24 protein-coding genes are annotated in these 24,337 nt (G+C 33.8%); 18 read left to right on the forward strand and 6 right to left on the reverse strand.

The features are described from left to right. Positions 1-5 precede the first annotated feature (5 nt). From cheD to FNOD_RS01995, 5 genes are read left to right on the forward strand one after another with little or no spacing between them, the layout of a single operon-like run. Entirely contained in the window at positions 6-485 is a 480-nt protein-coding gene (gene cheD / locus FNOD_RS01975) for a chemoreceptor glutamine deamidase/glutamate methylesterase CheD (protein ID WP_011993567.1), read from the forward strand. After that, positions 485-1,186 carry a sigma-70 family RNA polymerase sigma factor gene (locus FNOD_RS01980; protein WP_011993568.1) on the forward strand — a complete coding sequence of 234 codons (702 nt, stop codon included), beginning with the start codon at positions 485-487 and terminating at the stop codon, positions 1,184-1,186. Before cheD ends, FNOD_RS01980 begins: the two co-directional genes overlap by 1 nt. Beyond that, positions 1,179-1,493: a hypothetical protein gene (locus FNOD_RS01985; RefSeq protein WP_041256798.1), complete on the forward strand. Its 315-nt coding sequence runs from the start codon at positions 1,179-1,181 to the stop codon at positions 1,491-1,493. The genes FNOD_RS01980 and FNOD_RS01985 overlap by 8 nt, the downstream gene beginning before the upstream one ends. Beyond that, entirely contained in the window at positions 1,490-1,978 is a 489-nt protein-coding gene (locus FNOD_RS01990; RefSeq protein WP_011993569.1) for a hypothetical protein, read from the forward strand. The genes FNOD_RS01985 and FNOD_RS01990 overlap by 4 nt, the downstream gene beginning before the upstream one ends. Next, positions 1,957-2,736: a hypothetical protein gene (locus FNOD_RS01995; protein ID WP_011993570.1), complete on the forward strand. Its 780-nt coding sequence runs from the start codon at positions 1,957-1,959 to the stop codon at positions 2,734-2,736. The genes FNOD_RS01990 and FNOD_RS01995 overlap by 22 nt, the downstream gene beginning before the upstream one ends. 264 nt (positions 2,737-3,000) lie before the next feature. On the opposite strand, the gene FNOD_RS09965 is transcribed toward FNOD_RS01995, so the two are convergent. Next, positions 3,001-3,786 carry a DDE-type integrase/transposase/recombinase gene (locus FNOD_RS09965; RefSeq protein ID WP_011993571.1) on the reverse strand — a complete coding sequence of 262 codons (786 nt, stop codon included), beginning with the start codon at positions 3,784-3,786 and terminating at the stop codon, positions 3,001-3,003. A gap of 125 nt (positions 3,787-3,911) precedes the next feature. Here FNOD_RS09965 and rsxC point away from each other — a divergent pair, with 125 nt between their 5' ends. The 13 genes from rsxC to nth all read left to right on the forward strand — a co-directional run bounded on the left by rsxC (position 3,912) and on the right by nth (position 19,477). Continuing rightward, a complete protein-coding gene (rsxC, locus tag FNOD_RS02005; protein WP_011993572.1) occupies positions 3,912-5,219 on the forward strand; it encodes an electron transport complex subunit RsxC in 1,308 nt (435 codons plus the stop codon). Further along, complete coding sequence (locus FNOD_RS02010; RefSeq protein WP_011993573.1) at positions 5,216-6,193, forward strand: RnfABCDGE type electron transport complex subunit D; 978 nt, start codon at positions 5,216-5,218, stop codon at positions 6,191-6,193. Before rsxC ends, FNOD_RS02010 begins: the two co-directional genes overlap by 4 nt. After that, a complete protein-coding gene (locus FNOD_RS02015) occupies positions 6,190-6,879 on the forward strand; it encodes an RnfABCDGE type electron transport complex subunit G (protein ID WP_011993574.1) in 690 nt (229 codons plus the stop codon). Before FNOD_RS02010 ends, FNOD_RS02015 begins: the two co-directional genes overlap by 4 nt. Further along, on the forward strand, positions 6,879-7,532 hold the full coding sequence (rsxE, locus tag FNOD_RS02020) for an electron transport complex subunit RsxE (protein WP_011993575.1): 654 nt from the start codon (positions 6,879-6,881) through the stop codon (positions 7,530-7,532). The genes FNOD_RS02015 and rsxE overlap by 1 nt, the downstream gene beginning before the upstream one ends. Further along, positions 7,529-8,101, forward strand: a complete 573-nt coding sequence (locus FNOD_RS02025) for an electron transport complex protein RnfA (RefSeq protein ID WP_011993576.1) — start codon at positions 7,529-7,531, stop codon at positions 8,099-8,101. The genes rsxE and FNOD_RS02025 overlap by 4 nt, the downstream gene beginning before the upstream one ends. A gap of 161 nt (positions 8,102-8,262) precedes the next feature. Then, positions 8,263-10,344 (forward strand): polyribonucleotide nucleotidyltransferase, encoded by a 2,082-nt coding sequence (locus FNOD_RS02030; protein ID WP_011993577.1) that lies wholly within the window; start codon positions 8,263-8,265, stop codon positions 10,342-10,344. 1 nt (position 10,345) lies between these two features. Next, positions 10,346-11,569: a M16 family metallopeptidase gene (locus FNOD_RS02035; RefSeq protein WP_011993578.1), complete on the forward strand. Its 1,224-nt coding sequence runs from the start codon at positions 10,346-10,348 to the stop codon at positions 11,567-11,569. Between the two features lie 16 nt (positions 11,570-11,585). Further along, positions 11,586-12,962 carry an ATP-dependent protease ATPase subunit HslU gene (gene hslU / locus FNOD_RS02040; RefSeq protein ID WP_011993579.1) on the forward strand — a complete coding sequence of 459 codons (1,377 nt, stop codon included), beginning with the start codon at positions 11,586-11,588 and terminating at the stop codon, positions 12,960-12,962. Between the two features lie 100 nt (positions 12,963-13,062). Continuing rightward, the gene (locus FNOD_RS02045) at positions 13,063-14,307 is read left to right on the forward strand and encodes a carbohydrate ABC transporter permease (protein WP_049751075.1); all 1,245 of its coding nucleotides are present in this window, start codon (positions 13,063-13,065) and stop codon (positions 14,305-14,307) included. Positions 14,308-14,319: 12 nt separating this feature from the next. After that, positions 14,320-16,488 carry a carbohydrate ABC transporter permease gene (locus FNOD_RS02050; protein WP_011993581.1) on the forward strand — a complete coding sequence of 723 codons (2,169 nt, stop codon included), beginning with the start codon at positions 14,320-14,322 and terminating at the stop codon, positions 16,486-16,488. 162 nt (positions 16,489-16,650) lie between these two features. Beyond that, positions 16,651-17,919, forward strand: a complete 1,269-nt coding sequence (locus FNOD_RS02055) for an MFS transporter (protein WP_011993582.1) — start codon at positions 16,651-16,653, stop codon at positions 17,917-17,919. Positions 17,920-17,955: 36 nt separating this feature from the next. Further along, a complete protein-coding gene (locus FNOD_RS02060) occupies positions 17,956-18,825 on the forward strand; it encodes a bifunctional riboflavin kinase/FAD synthetase (protein WP_011993583.1) in 870 nt (289 codons plus the stop codon). Next, the gene (nth, locus tag FNOD_RS02065) at positions 18,812-19,477 is read left to right on the forward strand and encodes an endonuclease III (RefSeq protein WP_011993584.1); all 666 of its coding nucleotides are present in this window, start codon (positions 18,812-18,814) and stop codon (positions 19,475-19,477) included. The genes FNOD_RS02060 and nth overlap by 14 nt, the downstream gene beginning before the upstream one ends. Positions 19,478-19,480: 3 nt before the next feature. Here the strand turns inward: nth and fliD are convergent, their stop codons facing one another. Genes fliD through FNOD_RS02090 form a run of 5 tightly spaced genes read right to left on the reverse strand, consistent with a single transcriptional unit; the run spans position 19,481 to position 24,320 of the window. After that, on the reverse strand, positions 19,481-21,265 hold the full coding sequence (gene fliD, locus FNOD_RS02070; RefSeq protein WP_011993585.1) for a flagellar filament capping protein FliD: 1,785 nt from the start codon (positions 21,263-21,265) through the stop codon (positions 19,481-19,483). Between the two features lie 4 nt (positions 21,266-21,269). Then, positions 21,270-21,641, reverse strand: a complete 372-nt coding sequence (locus tag FNOD_RS02075) for a flagellar protein FlaG (RefSeq protein ID WP_011993586.1) — start codon at positions 21,639-21,641, stop codon at positions 21,270-21,272. Positions 21,642-21,670: 29 nt separating this feature from the next. Next, positions 21,671-22,048, reverse strand: coding sequence for a 30S ribosome-binding factor RbfA (gene rbfA, locus FNOD_RS02080; RefSeq protein ID WP_011993587.1), 378 nt, complete (start codon positions 22,046-22,048; stop codon positions 21,671-21,673). After that, a complete protein-coding gene (locus FNOD_RS02085) occupies positions 22,026-22,895 on the reverse strand; it encodes an HDOD domain-containing protein (protein WP_041256803.1) in 870 nt (289 codons plus the stop codon). The genes rbfA and FNOD_RS02085 overlap by 23 nt, the downstream gene beginning before the upstream one ends. Positions 22,896-22,919: 24 nt before the next feature. Next, positions 22,920-24,320 carry a sensor histidine kinase gene (locus tag FNOD_RS02090; RefSeq protein ID WP_011993589.1) on the reverse strand — a complete coding sequence of 467 codons (1,401 nt, stop codon included), beginning with the start codon at positions 24,318-24,320 and terminating at the stop codon, positions 22,920-22,922. Positions 24,321-24,337: the final 17 nt, after the last annotated feature.

Consider the following 24,337-nt stretch of genomic DNA (forward strand, 5'->3'; position numbering starts at 1 on the left):
GATTAATGAAAAAAAAGGTTATAATCGGTATCGGAGAATGGGCAGTAGAAAAGAATCCCTCCATCTTGGTAACACTCGGACTTGGATCTTGTGTAGGAGTTTGCGTTAGGGACCCGATTGCAAAGGTTGGAGCAATGGTACATGTCATGTTACCAGATAGTGGAGGTAAACCGACAAATACTCCAGGTAAATTCGCCGATACAGGTGTGGATATAATAGTTGAGGAATTACTGAAAATGGGAGCCCAGAGAAATAGATTAGAGGCAAAGATAGCGGGTGGAGCTTCCATGTTCCAATCTGCAATGGATATTGGTGCAAGAAACGTTGAGGCAGTAAAAAAATCTTTACAAAGAAATGGGATAAAGCTCATTGCTGAAGACACTGGTGGTAACAAAGCAAGAAGTATCGAATATGATATAGAAACAGGAAAACTTTTGGTTAGAAAAGTTAAAACAGGCGATGCTGTGGAGGTTTCTGAAATCTGATGTTGAATAAGGAAATGGTTATACAAGAGTACATTCCAATGGTAACAAAAATTGCTCGTGATTTAAAGATTAATTTACCGTACAACGTTGAGATAGATGATCTTATTCAAGAAGGTGTTATAGCACTTTTACAAGCAGCTGAAAAGTATGATCCAAGGTATGGCGCAACTTTTAAAACATTTGCTTACACAAGAGTGAAAGGTGCTATGATTGACTACCTTAGAAAGCTTGATTACTTGCCAAAGAATGTAAGACAGGATATCAAAAAATTTGATAGAGAACTTTTGAACTTTTATGAGCAAAATAAAAGATTACCAACTTACGATGAAATGTCAGAAATTCTTGGAATAGATGTAGAAGAAGTTGAGGAGATTTACAGGGAACTTGCTTTAAAGCAAAGTCTGAATCTTGACCAATATCTCTTTGAATCAGATGAAAACTCATATGGAAGTATCGATATAAAAAGCGAAGAAAACGTTAAAGAAAATGCTTGGAAGTCCATACTTCATGAACAATTAGTTGAGGCGATAAATAAATTAGATGAAAAAGAAAAGATAATATTAAGTATGAGATTTGAACACGAACTATCTTTAAAGGAAATTGCGGAAGTTCTTGGAGTTACCGAATCTCGTGTATCCCAAATTCTTGGTGTCATACTTAGTAAGCTCCGCAAAATGCTTAGAGGTGATGAGGATGGCTGAACCAATCAGTGGAGTTCAGAATCAAACAATAATTCTAAAAGCGGGACATGAAAGTTCTCATATCACAAGTTTGCAACAATACATGGCACAATCAGCTATAGCCAATAGTGCTCAAAATGTCCAAAGAAGGACTCAGCAGGAATTAAACGCGCCAAAAAATGTTGGAAGTACCGAGCAAAAACGCACTCAAAGTTCCACCGAAGGAAAAAGCCAAGGTGAATATCAACCGCGGCAAAATAAAAAAGAATCTGAAAGTTTTCACAAAGTAACAAAAGATAACTCACATATCTTGGATGTGAGAGTATGATTGGATATTTATTAGTTGAGAAGATAGAGAATAAACACATTGGAGGTATCTTAGTCATAAACGATCTTGGTATCCCAGTCGAATTTAAGTACTCTGAGCCTATAACTCCCACCAAATTACAGGAAATCATATACGGAAATTCCTTAGAGTATTTCCTCCATGTAGAGATAATTGCAAAAGGACTTGTACAAAAATTAGAAAATAGGCCAGAACTAATTCTTGTCAACGATCCTAATTTGATATTTGACAAAAGTATTGTTATGCTAACGATTCTCCCGCAAATTGTTCCTGAGAAGAAGGAAAATAACGAAGCTATAATTAACGTTAATAATTCAAGTATTAGAATAACGTTTCAAGAAAACTCAAAAATCGATGAAAACATCATTCAAAAAATAGCAGATACTGCGACTAAGATAGATATAATAGAGCCTTTCGATAGAATTGAAAGGGCGCTTGAATACGTATGCGAATCGCCAGAGAAATAATTGAAACTTTGAAGATGGAGCTTGGAATTATTAAATATAAATTTATTGATTTAAATTTAGATTCTAAGCAGATCTCTTTAGATATAAATATTGTTCCTTCCTTTAGCGGATTTTCGTTTACTATGCCTGATATAAAAGAAATTGCTCTCTCAAAAAATAATTTGAAAATAGATTCGCTTTTCCAAAATGTTGATGCAATGATAAAAAATTTTTCTGTGAGTGATTTTAAGAAAAGTATCGAAACTCTTTACTTTCCAAACAAGGAAACTTTTGAAAGCAAAGGCATAGAAAGAATAGTTGTAAAGTTTTCTGATGTTATAGAGAAAATTAACTTTCAAAAAAAAGAAGTTAACATAGACTTGTTGGAGAAAAAATTAAGCATATCTAGTATAGAAACAAATATTATCTTGCAAATTAAAATCAAAAATACAAAACTCTTGTTGAAAAAATATATATCTTTCAAATCAAATTTCTTGGGAAATTTATCTTTTTGTTTTTATTTACCTTGTGAATATGTGGAGAAAGAAAAAATACTCAACGCTGTTAAAGCTTTGAGAGAGAAATATGATATATCTAAATTGAAATTCTATGCATATTACAAAGATATCCCTCTTGGAATAGCAAAAAATATAAGAATAGCTAATTCAAAAAAACTCTTTGTTTTGTACGATATAGAAAAAATAAGGAAAAGCAAAGGTGAATTAAAAAACATAATTGTTTTTAGATACGAAGACAAATATCTCTATTATTCTGTATAAATACTTTTGGATAAAAATAATTCAACAAAATCATACTTTGAGTTTTTTAATTACATTGCTAACATATTAGTAGTACAATCACTCCTTAAAAAATTCATTTTTTGAGTTATATTTATATATTCTATGTCAAAGAAAATAATTTTAACCTTTATTTAACATCATTATGGTAGTTATAATTTAGCATTCGTGTGAAAATATGGATAGTTATTATCTATTTTTATTTCCAGCAAAAGTTAAATATGAGCTATTTTCTTAATGATGCTGTTAACTAGTAGTGATGATGGAAGCTAAAGCTGTAATCATCTCATTTTCGTTCTCATATAACTTGCATAGGTTCCTTACTACACAAAAACCATTTACATAGTACCGTATGTTGCTAAATTTCTTGAAGCTCCTTTTCGCCCTAACAAACATCTTAAATAACGAAAATTTCGATTCACATTCGTTGTTTTTACCTAGTCTTACTTCTCTGTGCTCAACATTATCAAAATTTAGTTTCACTGCTATCTCGTACGCTTTTAGTCCATCAGTTATTAACTCTATTTGGACTTCATCACCATGAACTTTAAATACATTCTCAAACTCAAAAAGCGAAATAACAGAAGATAACTTGATAATCCATTTGTAAATAGCGACATGAGAGACATTGATATTCAAGCAAGCTTTAATAGCACGAAGAGAAAGGTTGTATTTGAAGTACAAGATGAAAGCTTTGAGAATGATATAGATAGGGAAACGGAAGAATTTGAAAGGATGAAAGTTGAAAGGCACAGGCTGGGGAAGAGAAAGTGGAACAGAAGTTTTGAAGTTGCACTTTCTGCATCTGAAACGAACGAAATAACGGCGGATTTTGTAAATTTCCATGACATGGTTACAATGAACACAACGAGGGTAAGGGAAAGAAAAAAGTTTGTGTTTTTTGGTGAAAGAAAGTTTAAAATAACGCTTGCAATCTTTGCAAAAGAAGATTTGGTTTTTGAACTTATCATGACCGTTTTTGATGAAGTTAGAAGAGCCACAATGAGGGCATTTGAGTTGGACATTAACCATATCGGGATACCTCCTTATTGAGAGTATATTGGGGGGTGTCCCCTATTTAAGAAGATAATATGGTTTTTGAAATTTATCAATACCTTTGGTTAACAAAATCTTCTTAATTTTGGGAGGTGTGGTAGGTGAAATTGCTAACTTTTAAAGGTGGTGTACATCCACCTGAAAAGAAATATACAGAGCATGAAGAGATTCGAAAAGCACCACTTCCAGAAAAAGTTGTTGTCTTTATGGCTCAACATGCTGGCACTCCTGCAAAGCCTATAGTCGAAGTTGGTCAAGAGGTTAAGACAGGCCAAGTCATTGGTGAACCTCAAGGTGCTATTTCCGCATATGTTCATTCTCCCGTAACCGGAAAAGTGGTAAGCATAGCAAAAGTAAATAGTAACGTACATGGAATGGCTGTTGATGCCGTAACAATTGAACGAACTAGTGATGATGATTGGGAATTACTGCCAAAATTAGACTATCGATCTGCAACGAAAGAGGAATTACTAGATAATATCAAAAAAGCAGGTATTGTTGGACTCGGTGGAGCTATGTTCCCAACTCACGTTAAACTTAATCCACCAAAACCTGTTGACACACTTATTATTAATGGTGCCGAGTGTGAGCCATACTTAACAATTGACCACAGGGTTATGCTGGAAATGTCAGATGAAATTTTAATAGGTATTGAAATAGCAAAGAAAATTTTAGGGGTCAAAGAGGTTTACATTGGTATAGAAAATAACAAAAAAGATGCAATAGAATTATTGGAAAAAAAGTGGAATGGAAATGTCAAAGTTGCGGCATTAAAAACAAAGTATCCTCAAGGTGCTGAAAAACAGCTCATAAAAGCTATAACAGGAAGGGAAGTACCAAGTGGTGGTCTTCCTTCAGATGTTGGAGTAGTTGTTCAAAATGTTAGTACGATGTTAGCTATAAAAGAAGCAGTCGTTGATGGAAAACCTTTAATAGAAAGAGGGCTTACGCTAACTGGAGAGGGAGTAAAAGAAAAAGGCAATTGGTGGGTTAGAATAGGTACGCCAATTTCATGGATTATAGAAAAACTAGGTAACGGTTTTGTAGAAGGTTTACAGGAAGTTAAAGTACTTATGGGTGGACCTATGATGGGAATTCCAGTTTCGTCACTTGATACTCCTATATTAAAAGGAAATAATGGTTTAACGATCATAACAGAACAAAAAAGAGAATCAACAAACTGTATTAGGTGTTCTTACTGTGTACATGTCTGTCCAATGAATTTGCAACCGTACTTACTTGACTTACTATCAAGAAAGAAGAAATACGATGAAGCTGCTGCTATCGGGTTACTTGATTGTATTGAATGTGGTTCTTGTACTTACATCTGTCCAGCGAATGTTGAGCATGTTAAGTCAATAAAACTTGCTAAAAAAGTTTACCGCACATTGAGAGGTGGTAAAAAATGAAGCTTCTTACAACAAGCGCACCACATGTGAGAAATGAAGATTCAACAAGGAAGATAATGATAGATGTTTTGATAGCACTAGTACCTGCTGTTATTGGTGCAACTTACTTTTTCGGATTGTACGCGTTAGTACTATCTGTAATTGGTATGGTAAGTGCTGAACTGATTGAACTTTTTATAATGCGTGTTCTTAGGAAAGATAAATCTTTTGCTCCAAATGGGAGTGCTGCTGTCACTGGATTACTACTTGCTTTGAACGTTAGTGCCGCGACACCATGGTGGGTTTTACTTATTGGTGTAGTGTTTGCTATAGCAATCGTTAAGCATGCATTTGGTGGCTTAGGGCAAAATATATTCAACCCAGCTTTAGCTGCAAGAGTTTTCTTACTTATATCTTTCCCAACAGCAATGACTACATGGTATAAACCTATAACATCATTTACTGGATGGTATTCCGCAGATGTTCAAACGACTGCAACACCACTTGCTATTTTAAAATTACAAGGTTTCAGTAAAGTTATGGAATCAACATCCTATATAGATCTTATATTTGGAAATATAGGTGGTTGTATAGGTGAAACAAGTGCCATACTCCTACTCATTGGTTTTATTTACCTTGTACTTAGGGGAAGGATTAAAGTTGTTATTCCTGCTACTTATATTCTCACTGTTTTAGTGATGGCTTCTATTTTCTATGCAATTAACCCTGAAAAATTCGGTTCTCCAGTATTTCATCTCTTTGCTGGTGGTCTAATGCTTGGTGCTTTGTTCATGGCAACAGACATGGTTACAAGTCCTATGACGCTAAAAGGTCAAGCGATATTTGGTTTAGGATGCGGTTTACTTACAATGATAATTAGATACTTTGGTGGATATCCTGAGGGCGTATCTTTGTCCATACTTCTTATGAATGCTTTGGTACCTATGATTGATAGATACACCCAACCCAAAATCTTTGGGAGGCGAAAATCATGAAAAAAGAAACCTTAAAACTTAGCTTAACTCTCATGTTTTACACTTTAATAGCAGGAATAGCTCTTGCATTAGTTTACCAAATAACAGAACAAAGAATTGCAGAAGCCGAACTTGCGAATGTTATAAAATCTATGGAATTTTTGCTTACTGATGAAAATAACAATCAAATTGTTGATAGCGATACTATAAAAAAATTAGTTATTGAAAAACGTCAAGAAAGTGGTAAAGAACTTTACTCTGACGGTGTAGGAACAGTTATTTCACCAGTTTACGAATTTGAGTCAAACAATGTAAAATACTATGTTTTAACTGGAAACGCTGTAGGGTACGGTGGAAAAGTTTTAACAATGGCAGCTTTTAAATATGAAAATGGGGAACTTTCACTTTACAAAATAAAAGTCCTTGATTATTCGCAAGAGACACCAGGGCTTGGCGCAAAAATAGCAGATGGAAATATACAAGCAAGGTTTTATCCTATTCCTGAAGAAGGTTTGAAGAATGGTTTGAAAGTAGATAAAGACGCAGGTAAACAAACTATAGATCCTGAAACTGCAAAAACGGAAGGCGTTGCAAAAGTTTCCGATGTGATGACTGGTGCAACAATAACACCTCGAGCTGTTGCAAATTCTATAAATGCTATGTATAAATTCTTAAAAGAGAAATACACACAAGGAGGTGGCAATTAATGGCCTCTAAGATTTCTGAATTTACAAAGGGTATAATAAAAGATAATCCAACATATGTTCAGGTACTTGGTATGTGCCCTACTCTTGCCACAACAACAAGTGCGAAAAACGGATTTGGAATGGGACTTGCCGCAACAGCTGTTCTTGTTATGTCAAACGTTGTTATATCTTCAATAAGAAAAACTGTTCCAGAAAAAATAAGAATCCCTATATTTATAACAGTTATTGCAACATTCGTTACGATTGTTGATTTACTCATGCACGCATTTACTTACGATCTATGGAAAACACTTGGTCTCTTTATTCCACTCATAGTTGTCAACTGTATAATCATGGGTAGAGCCGAAGCTTATGCCTCGAAACATGGAGTTTTAGATTCTCTGCTAGATGGACTTGGAATGGGTGTTGGATTCACACTAAGTTTAACTCTTCTTGGAAGCATAAGAGAATTACTTGGTAATGGTTCCATATTTGATATAACAATTTGGGGTAAAGCATTTAATATGTTTGTCATGATTCTCCCACCAGGTGCTTACTTAACACTTGGGTTGCTTGCGGCACTTTTTGCAGCGATATCAATTAAAAAAGAAGAAAGAGCTAAAAAATCAGCACAACAAGCAGGTCAAGCACAGAAAGTTGGTGAGGCAAAATGAAATTATTCCTTATACTTTTATCAGCAATGCTTATAAATAACTATGTCTTTGTTAGGTTTCTTGGAATTTGTCCATTTTTAGGTGTTTCTAAAAGAGTTTCAACAGCTCTTGGTATGGGTATTGCGGTTATATTCGTTCTCGTTATGTCATCAGCGATTTCTTGGGCTTTAGATTTAGTTTTAATATCAATGCATTTGGAATTTTTACGTACAATTGTTTTCATACTTGTTATAGCTACGTTTGTTCAATTTGTTGAAGCGTTCTTAAAGAAAAATAATCCTACACTTTACGAAGCACTTGGAATATACTTGCCACTTATAACAACAAACTGTATCATTCTCGGTATTGCAATCGTTAACAGCCTTTCGAAATACAACCTCCTCGAGGCGGTTTTTAATGCTTTGGGAGCCGGACTTGGATTTTTGTTGGCATTGATAATCTTTGCAACTATAAGGGAACGTTTGGAACTTTACGACATTCCAAAACCTTTCCAAAATCTTCCTATATCCATGATTATAGCTTCCTTACTTTCACTTGCATTTATGGGCTTCCAAGGAATGATAAAATAGTTCTTTATAAAAAATTAGGTAAACTTAAACTAATTTTTGGCAGTCAGCATTAAGCTGGCTGCTTTCTTTTTAAATTCATATTCAAATATTTAGGAATATATGGTAAAATATCTTGATAAAGCTCTTAATATTAAAGTAAAACAGAATTTGGAGGTGTAGGTATGAAAGAGTGGAGGAAAAATTTATTTGGGAGAGAATGGCTATTTCAGCACGGTAAAGTAGCAAAACAATCTGCAGGCTCAATATGGGCGAGGTTTGGTGATAGTGTTGTTCTTGCAACGGTTAATGTTTCAGATAATGTTGTTGAAGGAATAGACTTTGTTCCTTTAACAGTCGAGTTTATGGAAAAATTTTACGCTGCTGGAAAAATACCTGGAGGCTTTGTAAAAAGAGAAGGCAAACCATCAGAAAGTGGAATACTTTCATCGAGACTTATTGATAGGCCTATTAGACCTCTTTTCCCAAAAAATTTAAGGAATGAAGTTCAAGTTATAGTAACTGTCCTTTCCGTTGACCCCAATTGTCCAACTGATGTGCTTGGAATTACCGCCGCTTCGCTTGCTTTGAATATTTCAAGAGTCCCTTTTGATGGTATCGTAGCCGGTGTTCAAATAGGATACGTTGACGGTCAATTTATCGTTTTTCCAACTGCAGAACAATTGGAAAGAAGTAAGATAGATATAGTAGTTGCTGGTACAAAAGATGCTATAACGATGGTCGAAGGTGAAGCAAAGGAAGTTACTGAAGAAGAAATGCTTCAAGCACTTATGACAGCGCATGAAGCAATTAAACAAATTGTTGCTTTCCAGGAAGAGGTAATTAAAGAATTTAATGTTGAAAAAATGCCTCTCCCAGAACCAAAGTACAATGTTGAATTAGTCGAAAAATTCGTAGAATATATAGATATGACGGAACTTGAAAAGAGAATATTCGCTAGAGGTAAACAAGAAAGAGCGGAAATGGCTGATGAGTATTACGAAAGTATTGTTCAAAAATTCTTTGAAGATAACAATATACCTGAAGAAGAACAAGAAGAATACGCAATACCTCTGAAGGAAAAATACGATGAAATATCAAAAAAATTGATGCGAAAGATAATTATAGAAAGAGGGCTAAGGGCTGACGGAAGAGGTCCAAAAGATATAAGACCAATTACTTGTGAAGTCGGGCTTTTACCACGAACTCATGGTTCTTCGCTTTTCACACGTGGTGAAACTCAAAGCTTAGGAATAGTTACATTGGGATCACCTGCGGAAGAACAAATAATCGATACTTTAATTGAAGAAGGTACAAAGAGATTTATATTGCACTATAATTTCCCGCCGTTTTCAACTGGTGAAGTCAAACCGCTGAGAGGACCAAGTAGAAGGGAAATCGGTCATGGTCATCTTGCTGAAAGAGCGGTTAAGGCGATAATTCCACCAGAGGACGAATTTCCATATGTCATTCGTGTTGTTTCAGAAATTCTTGAATCAAACGGTTCTTCCTCAATGGCAACGGTCTGTTCAGCCTCGCTCGCGCTTATGGATGCTGGTGTACCTACTAAAAAACATGTTGCAGGTGTTGCGATGGGACTAATCTTAGAAGAAGGCAAAGGAGTTATATTAACAGATATAATAGGTCTTGAAGACCACTGGGGAGATATGGATTTCAAAGTTGCAGGTACGAAAGATGGTATTACCGCATTCCAAATGGACTGTAAAGTTTCTGGGGTTAGTGAAGAACTTTTAAGACAAGCATTGTACCAAGCTAAAGAAGCCAGAATGTTTATACTAGATAAACTTTATGAAACTATTTCTGAACCCAGGAAAGAACTTTCTCCTTATGCACCAAGAATTAGTTGGTTCTTCATAGATCCAACAAGATCTGGAGAACTCATTGGACCTGGTGGAAAAACTATAAAATCGATAATTAAAATGTTCGATGTTGAAATTTCGTTAGATGATTCCACTGGTAAAGTAACTGTTAGTGGTGTTGATGCCGAAAAAGTACAGGAAGCCGTTGAATATATTCAAAATATGTTTAGAGACATATCAATTGGCGATTTGTACACAGGAAAAGTTACGAGAGTTGAAAACTACGGTATATTTGTTGAAATCATGCCCGGAAAAATAGGTTTAGTTCATTCAAGCAAACTTGGGAATGTAAAACCCACATCGTTTAAAGTTGGAGATAAAATAAAAGTTGAAGTTATAAACATCGACGATGCGGGAAGGTTGCAATTTAGGAGGTTGGAAGAGTAATATGATAAAAAGATTAGCAGAAAACATATTTTACTACGAAATACCAGGGGTTCGCTCAGTGACAATTGCATTTATCATTGGAACTGGTCCGGTCTATGAACCGGACAATTTACTCGGTATATCTCACTTTATAGAGCACACAGTGTTCAGAAAAACAAAAAAGAGAAGCCTAAAAAAAATAAAGCTTCCAATCGAGCAAGTTGGCGGAATATTAAATGCATGGACAGACAAAGAATCAACTGTTTACTATGCGAAAGTGCCTTCTACATTCTTTAAAACAGCTTTCCAAATACTTAAAGAGCTTGTTTTTGAACCAGATTTTATAGAGAAAAACGTTGAATTGGAAAGAAAAATTATACTCCAAGAATACTATTCCGATCAGGAAATTCCTGAACAAAGGCTTTTCAACAAATTTTTTGAAAATTTAATAGAAGGGCCACACTCTAAATCTATAATTGGCACGGAAGAGACAATAAAAAATATCACGTTAAACGATATTATAAATTTTCACAATGAAATGTACACACCTTATAATGTAAAATTAATATTAGCTGGATACATTGAACCACAAGACTTAAAAATGGTAGAAGAGCTGAGTTTAGAAGACGGTTTTAAAACAGCAAAACATAAGTCAAAACTAAAAACAGGAATTGTTTGTGACAAATTTAATGAGACACAACAGATGCACTTTTTATTTTCTCATGAAGGAATCCCTTTAACAGATGAAGAATATGCTTATCCCGCGATGGTTTTAAACACTTTACTTAGTAGTGGCATGAGTTCTTTATTATTTGAGTACATCCGTGAGAAGAAAGGGCTTGTTTACGACATATCCACAACAAACATCCAATCAAAAGAATGGGGGGTATTTTCAATATACGCTGCAACATCTGTTGAAAATTCAGAAAAGTTATTTAAAGAGCTCTTTTCTCTGCTTAAAAACTTTAATTTGACGAAGAAGCTATTTGAATATGGTAAAAAAAGGCTATTAGGCTCTTTAGAACTTCTAACCGAAAGTACATCAGCTCTCACTTCACTCTATATCCAATACTTGGTAAACGATTTGGAGGTCAAAACAATTGACAAAATAATTGAAAGAATTAAACAGGTTACAGAAAAAGATGTAGAAAATGCATATGAGAAATTAATAAAAGGACAGTGGTCATTAACATATGTTACACCAGAAAAGGAACTTGATATTGCAACCGAAGAGTTGATAATCTAAACACGGAGGTGTTAAAATGCTTACAAATTTTGACGAGTTAACTCCGAGACAAATAGTAGAAGAGCTCAATAAATATATTATTGGTCAAGATAAAGCGAAAAAAGCTGTTGCAATAGCTATTAGAAATAGAATAAGAAGGCAAAGACTCTCTGAAGAATGGAGGAAGGAAGTTGTACCCAAGAATATTCTTCTGATAGGTCCAACGGGAGTTGGAAAAACGGAAATTGCAAGAAGGCTTGCGCAAATTTCCGGTTCACCATTTTTGAAGGTTGAAGCTACAAAATTTACAGAAGTTGGTTACGTTGGGAAAAACGTTGACTCTATGATTAGAGACCTTGTGGAAATTGCCGTTAATATGGTTAAGCAAGAAAAGATAAAGGAAGTTGAACCGAAGGTTAAGAACCTTGTTGAAGAAAGAATTTTAGACGCGTTAGTTCCAGTGAAAAAGCAAAGTGTGCCATTTGCAAATATTTTTGGTTTTCAACCAGCACAGGAACAATCAGATGACCAAGATGTACGTAGAAAAAGAGCAGAACTAAGGGAAAAGCTTGCAAAAGGAGAAATTGAAGATTTAGAGATAGAAATAGATGTGGAAATAAATCAGCCAGGTATAGGCTTTATAGGAATGCCAGACATGGAAGATATGGGTATAGATTTTTCCCAATTTCTTGGTAATCTACTTCCCAAGCAAAAAAAGAAAAGAAGAATGAAAATTTCTGAAGCAAGAAGGGTACTAACACCAATTGAATCAGAAAAAATAATCGATATGGATGAAGTTATTCAAAAAGCTTTAGTTCTTGCTCAAGAACGTGGAATAATTTTTATTGATGAGCTTGATAAAATCGCTGGAGGAAGTCAAGCGCACGGACCAGATGTCTCAAGGCAAGGTGTTCAAAGAGATCTGCTACCAATAGTAGAAGGTACAACAGTATCGACAAAGTATGGACCAGTTAAAACCGACTATATACTTTTTATAGGTGCTGGAGCATTTCACATGACAAAACCAACAGATTTAATTCCTGAACTTCAAGGAAGATTTCCAATAAGAGTTGAACTTGAACCACTTAGACAAGAAGACTTTGTAAGGATATTAACAGAACCGGAAAACGCGCTATTGAAACAATACAAGGCTTTACTTTACACTGAAGGGATTGAATTAGAATTTACACAAGATGCAATAGATGAAATTTCAAAGATCGCATATTATTTGAACGAAAAGATGGAAAATATTGGAGCAAGAAGATTGTATACGGTTGTTGAAAAATTACTCGAAGACATAATGTTCCAGGCACCAGAAGTTGATACAAACAAAATTATTATAGACAAAAATTATGTGACTATGAAACTTGGAGAAATAGTTAAAGACGAAAATCTTTCTGCATATATACTATAATTTAAATTTTTAAAATATCATTGGGGGTGAAAAAGTGACCAGTGCCAATGTTAAAAAGATCAAAGAAGGATTTTTAGCTTACCTGTTTTTACTTCCTGCAATGATAGTTCTGTCTATATTTACATTCTGGCCCGTTGGTTTTTCTTTTGTACTTAGCTTTTTTAAGTGGGATTTCAGGAATATGAAAAATCCTTATTTTTATGGTCTTGGAAATTACAAAGAAATCCTAAAATTTGATTATCCTGTAAAATTTCCATTTTACATGGGTCTTATTTACAGCCTTATGTATATAGCCATCTCATTAATACTCGTCTTCGCAATCTTTGGAGTAATTAATGTATTTAAAAAGAAAAAAATAGAAATTGGAACTGTATTGTCAATCATCTCTTTATTTGTTTATTTTATAGTGAGGAACAACGTTATTTTAACTTTAGCTATAATATTAGATTTAATTTTTTGGGGAGTAATTATAGCGAACTTTAAGACAAAAATTATTGATAAACAAATCATGAAAGATCATGCCTGGCTTGCTTCTGTAATAGGTGTCGTTTTTTACATAATAACAGAGTTCAAATTTTCAGCATTTTTTAAAGGACAAAGTTACGGAATTATTGATTATTTACTTGATGCTTCCAATAAAAATCTGTTTTTCAAAGCTCTTGTTAACACGACTTATTATGTTATTCTTACCGTTCCTATAGGACTAACTCTGGCTCTTTTGATAGCCTTACTGTTAAATAATGAAATTAAATTTAAGGCATTCTTCAGAACAGCATTTTTTATTCCTTTTGTCACATCATCTGTTGCTGTTGGACTCATTTGGAAGTGGATTTACAACGATGACGTTGGCCTTTTGAATTATCTTTTAACAACATTGGGAATGCAACCTGTGAAATGGTTGAAGGATGCAAAATGGACGATTCCAACGGTAAGTATAGTTTCAATATGGAAGAGTGTGGGATATAACGCAATGATTTTCTTAGCAGGTTTGCAAAACATAGATACTTTTTATTACGAAGCAGCTGAAGTTGATGGAGCGAATAGTGTGCAGAAATTTTTCAAAATTACTTGGCCACTTTTATCACCAACTACGTTTTTCTTGCTTATAGTCTCTGTTATCGGTGCATTTAAGGTTTTCCAGGAAGTTTTTATATTATACGATGGCCTACCAGGTCCTTACGGAAACAGTGGAATGACGATGGTTTACTACGTGTTTGACTTATTTTATAGACAACAAAGAATGGGAATTGCCAGCGCAGCAGCTTATCTTTTGTTCATGGTTATACTTGTTTTCACGTTCATCCAATACCGCGTTGGCGATAAAGTTGTAGAATACGTAAGTTAAGGGGGGCTACAAATGAAAGAGTTGAGAAAATTGTTCATTTACATACTACTTATCTTTGGTACAGTTGTGATGATAGCCCCATTTGCTTGGATGCTTGTAACATCTTTTAAATTACCATCCGAAGTAAATTCATGGCCACCAAGGTGGTCAACGAAATCTTTCTCCACACAACGTGATGTTAAAGTCGTTCCATCAACAGGGACAACATCATCTGTAAAAGGTCTCAGTTTAAGAGAAGCTTTAACATTTGTTGCTAAAAAGACTCAAGGACTTGTACTCGTCGTCAATGATGATCCATTTTACAGAGGTACATTAACAATTCCTTTCAAAGGTAGTACATACACTTTAAGTCTTAATCAAGAAGAATACAAACAATTTTTACAATCTTTAAAAATACCTTCTGATTTTTCAATCGATGATGAAATTGAAAACAATCCTGAAGGCTTTTTTGAAAAAGTGCTTCTCAACTACATCTACGGCGCGACACCTGTTTTTAAAAGAACGGATTTTATAGAGAGGCTTTCTGGCAACGTAGAAACATTGCTAAATGGTATAGATACAATGCTTACTTTTGGTATTGATAGAATCCAAGATGAAAACGAAAAAGAAAAATTTGCCAACTTCTTGGAAAAGAAAATGAAAGAATTACAAGAATTAAGTACAAAAATACAAAAGTACAAAGCTGGAAATGAGGTTATTTTGACAATTGATGAATTAAAAGAAATTAGAAATATCATATCCAATTATAACTTAGTTTACGAAAATTCAAACGAATTATCTGAAAACTACAATAACGCTCTTCAGAATTCTCTATTGAATTACTTAGACAATATAAATTTCTTCTTAAGCACATACGATTATTTTGTGAAAATCCAAGACAAAAAAGTTGATGAAAATATCGTTGCTCAACCAATGACAGAAGAAGAACGAAAAGCTTTACTCCTTGAAAAAATAAAAGACTTAGAAGATTTTGAGGATATTAAATCTTTCGTAGATAAACATGGTATGAATAATCTTATAGATGAATTTGCCAAATCAATAGACTTAGAAATAGAAAGAAAATACGGTGTAAATAGTGTTGATTTAGCTAATATAAAATCTCTTGTTAATTCTATAGTAAATATTGCTACAGAAAGACAGATAAATATAAAAGAAGAGTTAAAAAATTCATTTGAAGACTTTTTAAACAAAGTCTCAAGTGTTGTAGGATTCGATTTGACCTTTAGTTCTGCGAAAGCCAAGTTAGATGCATTTTCTGAAGAACTAAACAACGCGGATAATTTATTAAAAGAAGTAGCATTGAATATCATAAAACTCCAAAATCTCAGAATGGCTTATGAAGGTTCTATCAATGCTTGGAAAATTATTAGAGCTCCTGAATTTGTTGAATCTGTGCTCGTAAAAGATGGAAAAAGCATTGAAATTGTGATGAAGAATGTTTCGCCAGTGTATTTTATGGATGACAATATAAAAAATATACACCTTAAATTTTCATTCTCGGACGTAGTCAAAAACGTTTTCCAAAATTACGTATTGGCTTGGAAATCCGCTCCATTTGGAAGATACTACATAAACACAATTTTCATAGCAACTGTAACTACGATTCTTGAAGTTATAATTTCTGCAATGGCGGCGTATGCATTTTCTTGGATGAACTTTCCAGGGAAGAATATATTATTTAGTATATTCCTTGCAACGATGATGGTACCAGGAGAAGTTTTACTTGTTCCAAACTTTATAACAGTTACAAAATTCGGATGGATTGATACATATTACGCGCTTATTATTCCGTGGATCGTGAGTGTTTTCTCCATATTCCTTATGAGACAACATTTTCTGAGCTTACCAAGTGAATTGTTTGACGCTGCCAAAATCGATGGATGCTCACATTGGAGATACCTATGGCAAATTGTTGTTCCATTAAGCAAGCCTGTGGTTGTAACAAGCGCACTTTTAAAGTTTGTTGGAAGTTGGAATTCGTTCCTATGGGTATTGATAGTAACTAACAGTCCAAAATATAGGACACTTACTGTCGGATTGCAAACATTCAGCTCAGAAGTAGGTACGCTCTATAACATGCTAATGGCTGCAGCAACATTTAGTATACTCCCAGTAGTTATAATATTCTTGTTTACACAAAAATACTTTGTCAGAGGTATTGCAAGAACAGGACTCAAATGATTTTGATTTTTGTAATGCAAATAGAATTTAAAGCGAAAAAGCCTACTACGAAGCGTAGTAGGCTTTTTCAATACAACCTAACTATTGATACTTCACTAAAAACAAGAATAGTGATAGTATTATAATAGGTAGAATATTTGAGGCAATAAGGAGTTGGGCAAATTGACAGATAAGTACGAAAAAACAATGAAATTATCCATCTTCGAAGGCGCACTTTATACATTTTCATTTAATGCAACTCAGGGCTTTGTATATTCTACGTTAGCTATGGAATACGGATTTAGTCCCGTTGTCTTATCTGTAATTGCTGTCTTGCCATCAACAGCGCAAATAATTCAATTATTCACACCTATGATATACAAGTTGATACCATCTAAAAGAAAGGCTATATTTTGGACATCATTAATCGCAAGATCAAGTTTTATAATAATTCCAATTTCAATGTTACTTGAAATAAAAAGTTACAAAATAATAGTATTGCCTTTCATAGTATTCAATATACTAAATAGCATAGTTGGAAATCTGTGGACTTCTGCAATGAAAAATATCGTACCGGAAGAAAAGAGAAACAGGTATTTTGGTTTCAGAAACACTGTAGCAACTTTCGCAGGTCTAACCGCTTGGGTTTTGTTTTCCATAATACTCCAGTTTTTAGATCGAAAAGTTGGACTATTAATTATATATTCACTATCGGCGGGAATATTCATTTATACATCTTATCTTCTCTACTTACATTCTATTCCAGAGACTAAAGTAGTTGATTTTGGTATTTCGGCAGTATTTTCGACATTAAAAAATAAAAAATTTGCTCAATTCCTTGGATTTGTTTTTGTGTGGAACTTTGCTATCCAATTTGCAGGACCATTTTTCAGTTATTTCGAAGTTTCACAGTTAAAAGTACCTTATTCTTACCTTGGATTTTTGAATGTTATAAACTCTGTACTAGCAATGTTTCTTTACACATTTTATGGAAAAATATCAACAAACGTTGGAGAGAAAAATATGATACGTTACGGCATAACCTTGGCACTTGGTATACCACTGATATATTCTTTCATGACACCTTCAAATTATAAATACCTACTTATTATAGATGTTATTATTGCTGCGCTTGGTTGGAGCGCTATTAACTTATCTTACTTTACACTTTTATTGAAAATAAGTGATGAACCAAGTGAAAACTTCATATCATTACATGCCTTTGTAGCTGGACTTGCTTCACTTATAGCATCTTATTCCGGTGGTAAAGTACTCAGCGCTATAAAAGATATCGAATTTGGTTTTCTAACAGGTTACAATATATTGTTTATGATAGCTTTTATTTTAAGAATAATTGCTTTGATATACTTTATTAAACTCAATCTGGGTGAAGATAAAAGAAATCTTAGATTCACACAAATCGCATATATGATAGTGACAAGAAGATTTTGAAGAATTAATAACTTTAGTTTTCGAGGAGGGAGTTAATTGTTTATAACAATTGGGGTTTTTGATGGTGTCCATCGAGGTCACGTAAAGATACTATCAAAATTAAAAGAATGTGCAGAAAGAGAAAACAGTGATTCTAAAATATACACCATACTTTACCCAATGGAGTACTATACTGGTAATTTCGATGGGCTTATCACTTCCGTAGAAGATAGGATCGAATTGCTTTCAATTTACGGTGAACCTGAAATTCTTGAATTACCAAAAATACAGCATTTATCACCTGAAGGATTTTTCGAAAAAATTTCCCAAGGTGTCAAAGGAATTGTGGTTGGTCATGACTTTAAATTTGGTAAAAATGGAAGTGGTGATATAAGACTTTTGGAAAAATTATGTAAAGACAAAGGAATTTGTTTAGAAGTAGTTGAGCCTGTAAAAGTTGATAATATAAGAGTCAGTAGTAGTTATATAAGGGAACTTTTAAAAAAAGGAGATGTATTAAAAGCAAAAGATTTTCTAGGGAGAAACTATTCTATTCATGGGGTAGTGTATAAAGATAAACAAATAGGCAGAAAATTAGGATTCCCAACCGCAAATGTAAAGCGCTCTGAGCACTTTTTAATTGACCCTCTTGCAGGTGTTTACCTTGTTAAAGTTTACGTTCCTGAACAATTCTACGGATTAATCAATGTTGGATATAGACCAACTGTTGAAAAAACAAAAAAAATAAAATATGAAGTTTACATTTTAGATTTTTCAGCTGATCTTTATGGTAAAGAAATCCGAGTAGAATTTTTGGAATTTTTAAGACCAGAATTAAAATTTTCAAATATCAGTGAACTCGTAGCACAGATGCACGAAGATGTAAAAATAGCAAGGAGGATAATCGAAAGGTATGAAAATAAATAATAAAAACACAAAAAAAATTGATTGTAAAGATATAGACACTCTTGCAAAAATTATTATCGAAAGATTTCCGAGAGATCATTGCGAAAAAGATGCTTACAAAGTGCTGATAACAACAATCCTAAGCCAAAGAAGTAGAGACGAAAACACAGAAGTTGCATCAAAACAACTTTTTGAAAAATATCCAAATGTTGAATCAATAGCAAATGCTAAGCCTGAAGAACTATACGAATTGATAAAGCCAGCCGGTTTGTACAGAGAAAAAGCAGAAAGAATTATAATTGTTTCAAAAATTCTACTTGAAAAGTACGACGGTGTTGTACCGAATAAACTAGAGGAATTATTAGAATTACCCGGTGTTGGCAGAAAAACTGCGAATATAGTTTTACACGTAAGTTTTGATCAGGCAGCCTTAGCCGTGGATACACATGTGCATAGAATATCGAACAGACTTGGATGGGTAAAAACAAAAACACCTGAGCAAACAGAGGAAGAGCTAAAAAAAATAATGTCCCCACAATTGTGGGGACCGATAAATGGTTCCATGGTAGAATTCGGGAAAAACATTTGCAAACCTATATCACCAAGATGTGAGCAATGTTTTCTAACTGAGTGTTGTGACTTTTTTAAGAACAAATATAATTCAAAGACCTGAAACTTATTTCTTCTGAGCAAATGCTTGGGCTAAAAAACCTCCTTGAGCTGATAGTTTTGCTAAAGCACTCTCAAGTGAAGAATACTTTGCCCATAGCATTTGTTCTTTCTTTTGCAAATATTCCATCATCGTAACCATTCGTTTAGAAAGTATCCTCTTTTCCCTTTCTAACCTTCCCTGGACGCCGGCAACAGTATCTATATCGCCATTGAACTTTGTAAGTTGATAAGAGTAATCTTTTATCCTAATTGCTAATCCTTTATCACCGTCAAGCTTACCGAAGAAACTCCAAACAGCATCCGTGCCATTCTTATCAATAAATTCTCTCAATTTATCTTTATCCAAATTTATTTTACCTTTCATTGTGTTTGTGAAACTTTTTCCTTCATCACCCGATGTGATTCCAAGATCTGCTAAAGTTTTACTATCTACACTTTGAGTTAAGAAAGATCTGAATTTATCGAATATCCTCCTTAGAAACGAATCATTTTTAAGTAAGCCTTGTAGTTTTTCGTCTTCGGTCATGTTGTCTTCACTCTTACCAGTTACTTTGTTTTCAGTAAGTTTTGTATATAAAAAGTCCGTTAATTCATTCCATTTGTCAACGAATTCTTGAACTCGGTCAACTATTTTCTCTTTATCTGTAGAAACTGTCACCGTTGTACTACCAGTTGCAGAAAGGTTAAATGTAATACCATTGTATGTTATACTATTATTTTTCGATTCTACGGAATTAGTATAACCATTAATTGTTATATCCAACTTAGCAGTCTGGCCAAGGACGAACGTACCTGTCGAAAAACCAAGTGTACTAAGTAAAGATGCATCACCTGATACATCTATTAAATTATCCCCTGTTGTTTTGCTTGTTAAAACTATCTTACCGTTTTTATCATCGTAGACAGCGTTTATATCCGATACTGAGTTGTTTATCTTTTTAATTACATTTGCGATTGTATCTGTTTTTTGTAGTAAAATTGTCTTTCCATTGATAACCAAATTAGTATCTGAAACGATTCCAAGGTTTTCAAGTGTCTTGTACGAAGAGTAAGCGCCTATGTTTCCAGAACTTTCAAGTACGTAACTACCACTAACTTGTTTTAATGATGCATCGTTCAGCCTGAAAAGAAAAGTAAAGTTACCACTAACATTTGAAATCTGGAATGCTTTATCAGATTGTATATTCAACTTTCCATTCGAACTATCGAATGTTATTGTTGCAGTTGCACCAAGTGATGAAAAAGCTGATTGGAGAGAGTCCACAACATCTTGAATAGTGTTTGTTGTATCTATATTAACAGTTGTCTCATTTGTACCAACTTTTATTTTCACTGTGGAATTTGATGGTATATACCTTGTGTCTATATCACTCATTAAACTTGTTAAACTATATTGCTTAGCAAAAGATTCACCAGTAAAAGTACTGTTTGTGGCTAAAGAAAGAACATTAATGCTATAAACACCATCAGAAGCAACTGCGCTTGCTTGAGCGGTGAGAATATTTGAGGCACTTGTGGCAGTCTTTGGCATCAAATTGGATTGTAGAGAGAAATTTCCGATATAATTGTAAAAACCTCTTATTTTCTCAGAGACCTTCTGATATGCTTTTTGAAGGTTTGTATACTGAAGATATTTATCATTCAATCTATTCAAAGGTATCGCTTCAACTTCCAGAAGCTTTTCTATAATCGACTGTGTATCAAGTCCACTAACCGCACCGCCTATTTGCATGCGCGATGAAGATTGATAGCGGTAATTTATGTTATTGGCAATATTTGAAAGGTCCATAGCCTCACACCCTTTCGTCCATCAAAACCCCCAAAATCTCTTGAATATTTTTTGCAAGCTTCACAGCAAGCTCAGGAGGTATCTGGCGTATGATTTCTCCTGTATCGGGATCTTTTATCTTGATAACCACCATGTTCGTGTCTTTGTCGATTTTAAATTCTGCTTCTCCTCTAAATATTTTCTTCAACTTCTCAAAATTTTCCTTGAAGAGATCAATTTCTTCTTGTTTATTAGCAATTTCTTTTTGAGTTGTTCTTACGTTTATTGGTAAATTTTCAACACTTTCTCGGTTTGTTTTTTCTGCTTCATTTTTTAAAAATGGTATCCCCGTAATATCATTTAATATAGCTCCTCCTATGCTTTTTATTTTATCCATAAAAATCCCTCCATAGAATAGAATATCCCTTATTTATTATCGTCTCCTTTTTGGGATTCTTTAATTGAGTCTAACAATTGCCCTATTCTAACTGTTGCTTCGATTCCTTTATCTTCCTTGAATCTCAATTCAGGTGCCGTATACATCCTTATATTTTTTGCAACATAGGTCCTGAAGTACCCCTTTTTCTGTTCGAAATAGTTAACTACATCTTTTCTTTTCGCTTCATCTCCTAAAACGCTCACATACACATCTGCGTATCTTTTATCTTTAGACACTTCCACTCTCGAAATGGTTATCAAAGATTTCATCGGATCTATATTTGGATCTTTCATTTCCATTAAGGCTTCCGATAATACTTTTCTAATCTCAGATTCAAGCATCTTAAGTTTGTACTCCTGTTTCATCTTCAACACCTCCGAAGATTAAATCTTTAGATTTATTAAATACTATTTCCAACTCATGATACATAGTTTCTAATCGAGACGGTTTAATTCCTAAAACTTTGAAAACAACTTGATCTAAATACGGCTTACCATAAGATAAAGAATTTCCTGGCAGAAATATATTTGAAAAAACATTGGCAAGGTGTACAATACAAGACATTTCTATGTAAGGTGAGTCAGGATTTAAAGAAGGCTTTTCATGCAAAATGGCTATTGATACATATTCTTCCGGAAATTTCCAATGACGTAAAAGTTCTCCACCAATCTCCATATGTGTATCCACACCAATTTCATATTCTATTAAAAACATAGGCTTAGAAAGGTCCCTACTTACTTTGGAAAGTTCAAAAATATACATTGGAAATAATAAGTCTACAGCAAGTTTTCCAACATCGTGCATTAATCCAGCAAGGAAAACTTCTTCACGGTTCATATACCCGATACTTTTAGCGATTTGTTCTGAAAATATAGCGGTTGCCATAAAGTGTGACCAAAGCTTATCATGATCTACAAATGTGGTTTTCGAATGCAAAGCAGAGTATGTAAAAACGCTTAAAGCAAGATTTCTCACAGTCTTAAAGCCAATTATAACTATTGCCTCACTAAGCTTTGTTATTTTTCTTGGTAACGCGTAGTATGCTGAATTCACTAATTTAAGTATCTTTGTTGAAAGCCCAACATCCATAGAAATAACTTTTTCAAGTTCTTTTGCGCTTACATTTGGATTAGAGGCCGTTGATATTATTTGTTGTACTATTACGTCAGGAGTTGGAATTTCTGTAACAGTAGATATCATTTCTTTTATCATCATCAACCATCCCAACAGGTTATTTTAATTTTTTGGAAGTGTCACGATAAATTTTGTATATTTACCAACTTCAGATTCAACCAATATATTTCCTTCATGAAGTTCGACAATTTCTTTAACAATAGCTAAACCAAGACCTGTACCAGGAACTGCGTACGTTAGTTCATTATCAACTCTATAAAACCTTTCAAATATTTTATCAAATGCGCTTTCCGGAATTCCAATTCCATTATCTTCAACAATAATCTTTACTATTTCTCCTTCATCTAACACGTCTATCCTAACAAACCTTTTTTCTTTTGCTTGATCAGAAAATTTTATAGCATTGCTTAAAAGATTGACTATTACCTGCTCAATACGCTTTCTATCACATTTAATCTCTAAGTTAGAGCAGTTATACTCGACTGTTACATCTTTTTCCTTTGCCATATTTTCTAAAGTTTCTATTGAGTGTTCAATTATTTCACATATATTGACGCTTTCTTTTAAAATTTTCATCGTATGAGATTCAAGTTGAGAAAAATCAAGTAAGTCACTAAGCAATTCTTCTAAACGGATTGATTGGCTGTAAACCACATCGAGGAATTCATGTATTTCTTCTTGGCTCATAGGCATATTCAACATCGTTTCAACATATGCTTTTATTGCTGCAAGCGGGGTTCTCAATTCGTGGGAGATATTGGCAATAAAATTAGTCTTTATTTTGTCTAATTCTTTTAATTTTTGGACTTCTTTTTCCGAAGTTATGTTTCTTATGTTAACAAGTACCTTTTTTTCTCCAAGAAGATTTACTTGTTTCACAGAAATACTGAAAAATGATTTGTGAGTTTCGACTTCGAAAAATTCCTCATTATTTTCTATACGATCAATTATTTCCCGTAAAAGTTCGGTATTATCTTTTAAATTATCTTTAGCTTTACTATTTGTAAACTCAATCTCTTTAAGTTCATTTAAAACAACAATACCATCGTTTGAAAGGTTAATGATGCTCTCAAAGTACTCCCTTGCCTTGTCAACGAAATCTATGAGTCTAAGGTTCTCAAGTGTAATTCCTGAAAGGTAAGAAAGAAGTTGAATATAATCAACAACTTCTGCAGTTGGCTCTTCGGTTGTTTCAATCACTATTGTCGAAAGTAGTTTGTTTGCTTTGAATACAGGAATTAATCCAATGTATCCATTTTCTAATGGTAAAAATGTAGGATAGAGTCTTTGCTCAATCCATGGCAGATAATCTGAAAAAATTTCTTTTTCAATATGTTGACCTTCTGGTTCTGAAAAAACAAGATTATTTTGATTAAAAACATTGAGAACACTAAAACTGACGATTTTTTTTAAGATTTCTGATACTGCAGTATACAACGATTTTTCGTCTCTTACTTTGGATATTTCCAACATATACTTGGAAAGAAGTTGTTGAATTTCCATTTCCTCACCTCTTTTAA

This window comes from Fervidobacterium nodosum Rt17-B1, from assembly GCF_000017545.1.
In the GTDB taxonomy this organism is placed as follows: domain Bacteria; phylum Thermotogota; class Thermotogae; order Thermotogales; family Fervidobacteriaceae; genus Fervidobacterium; species Fervidobacterium nodosum.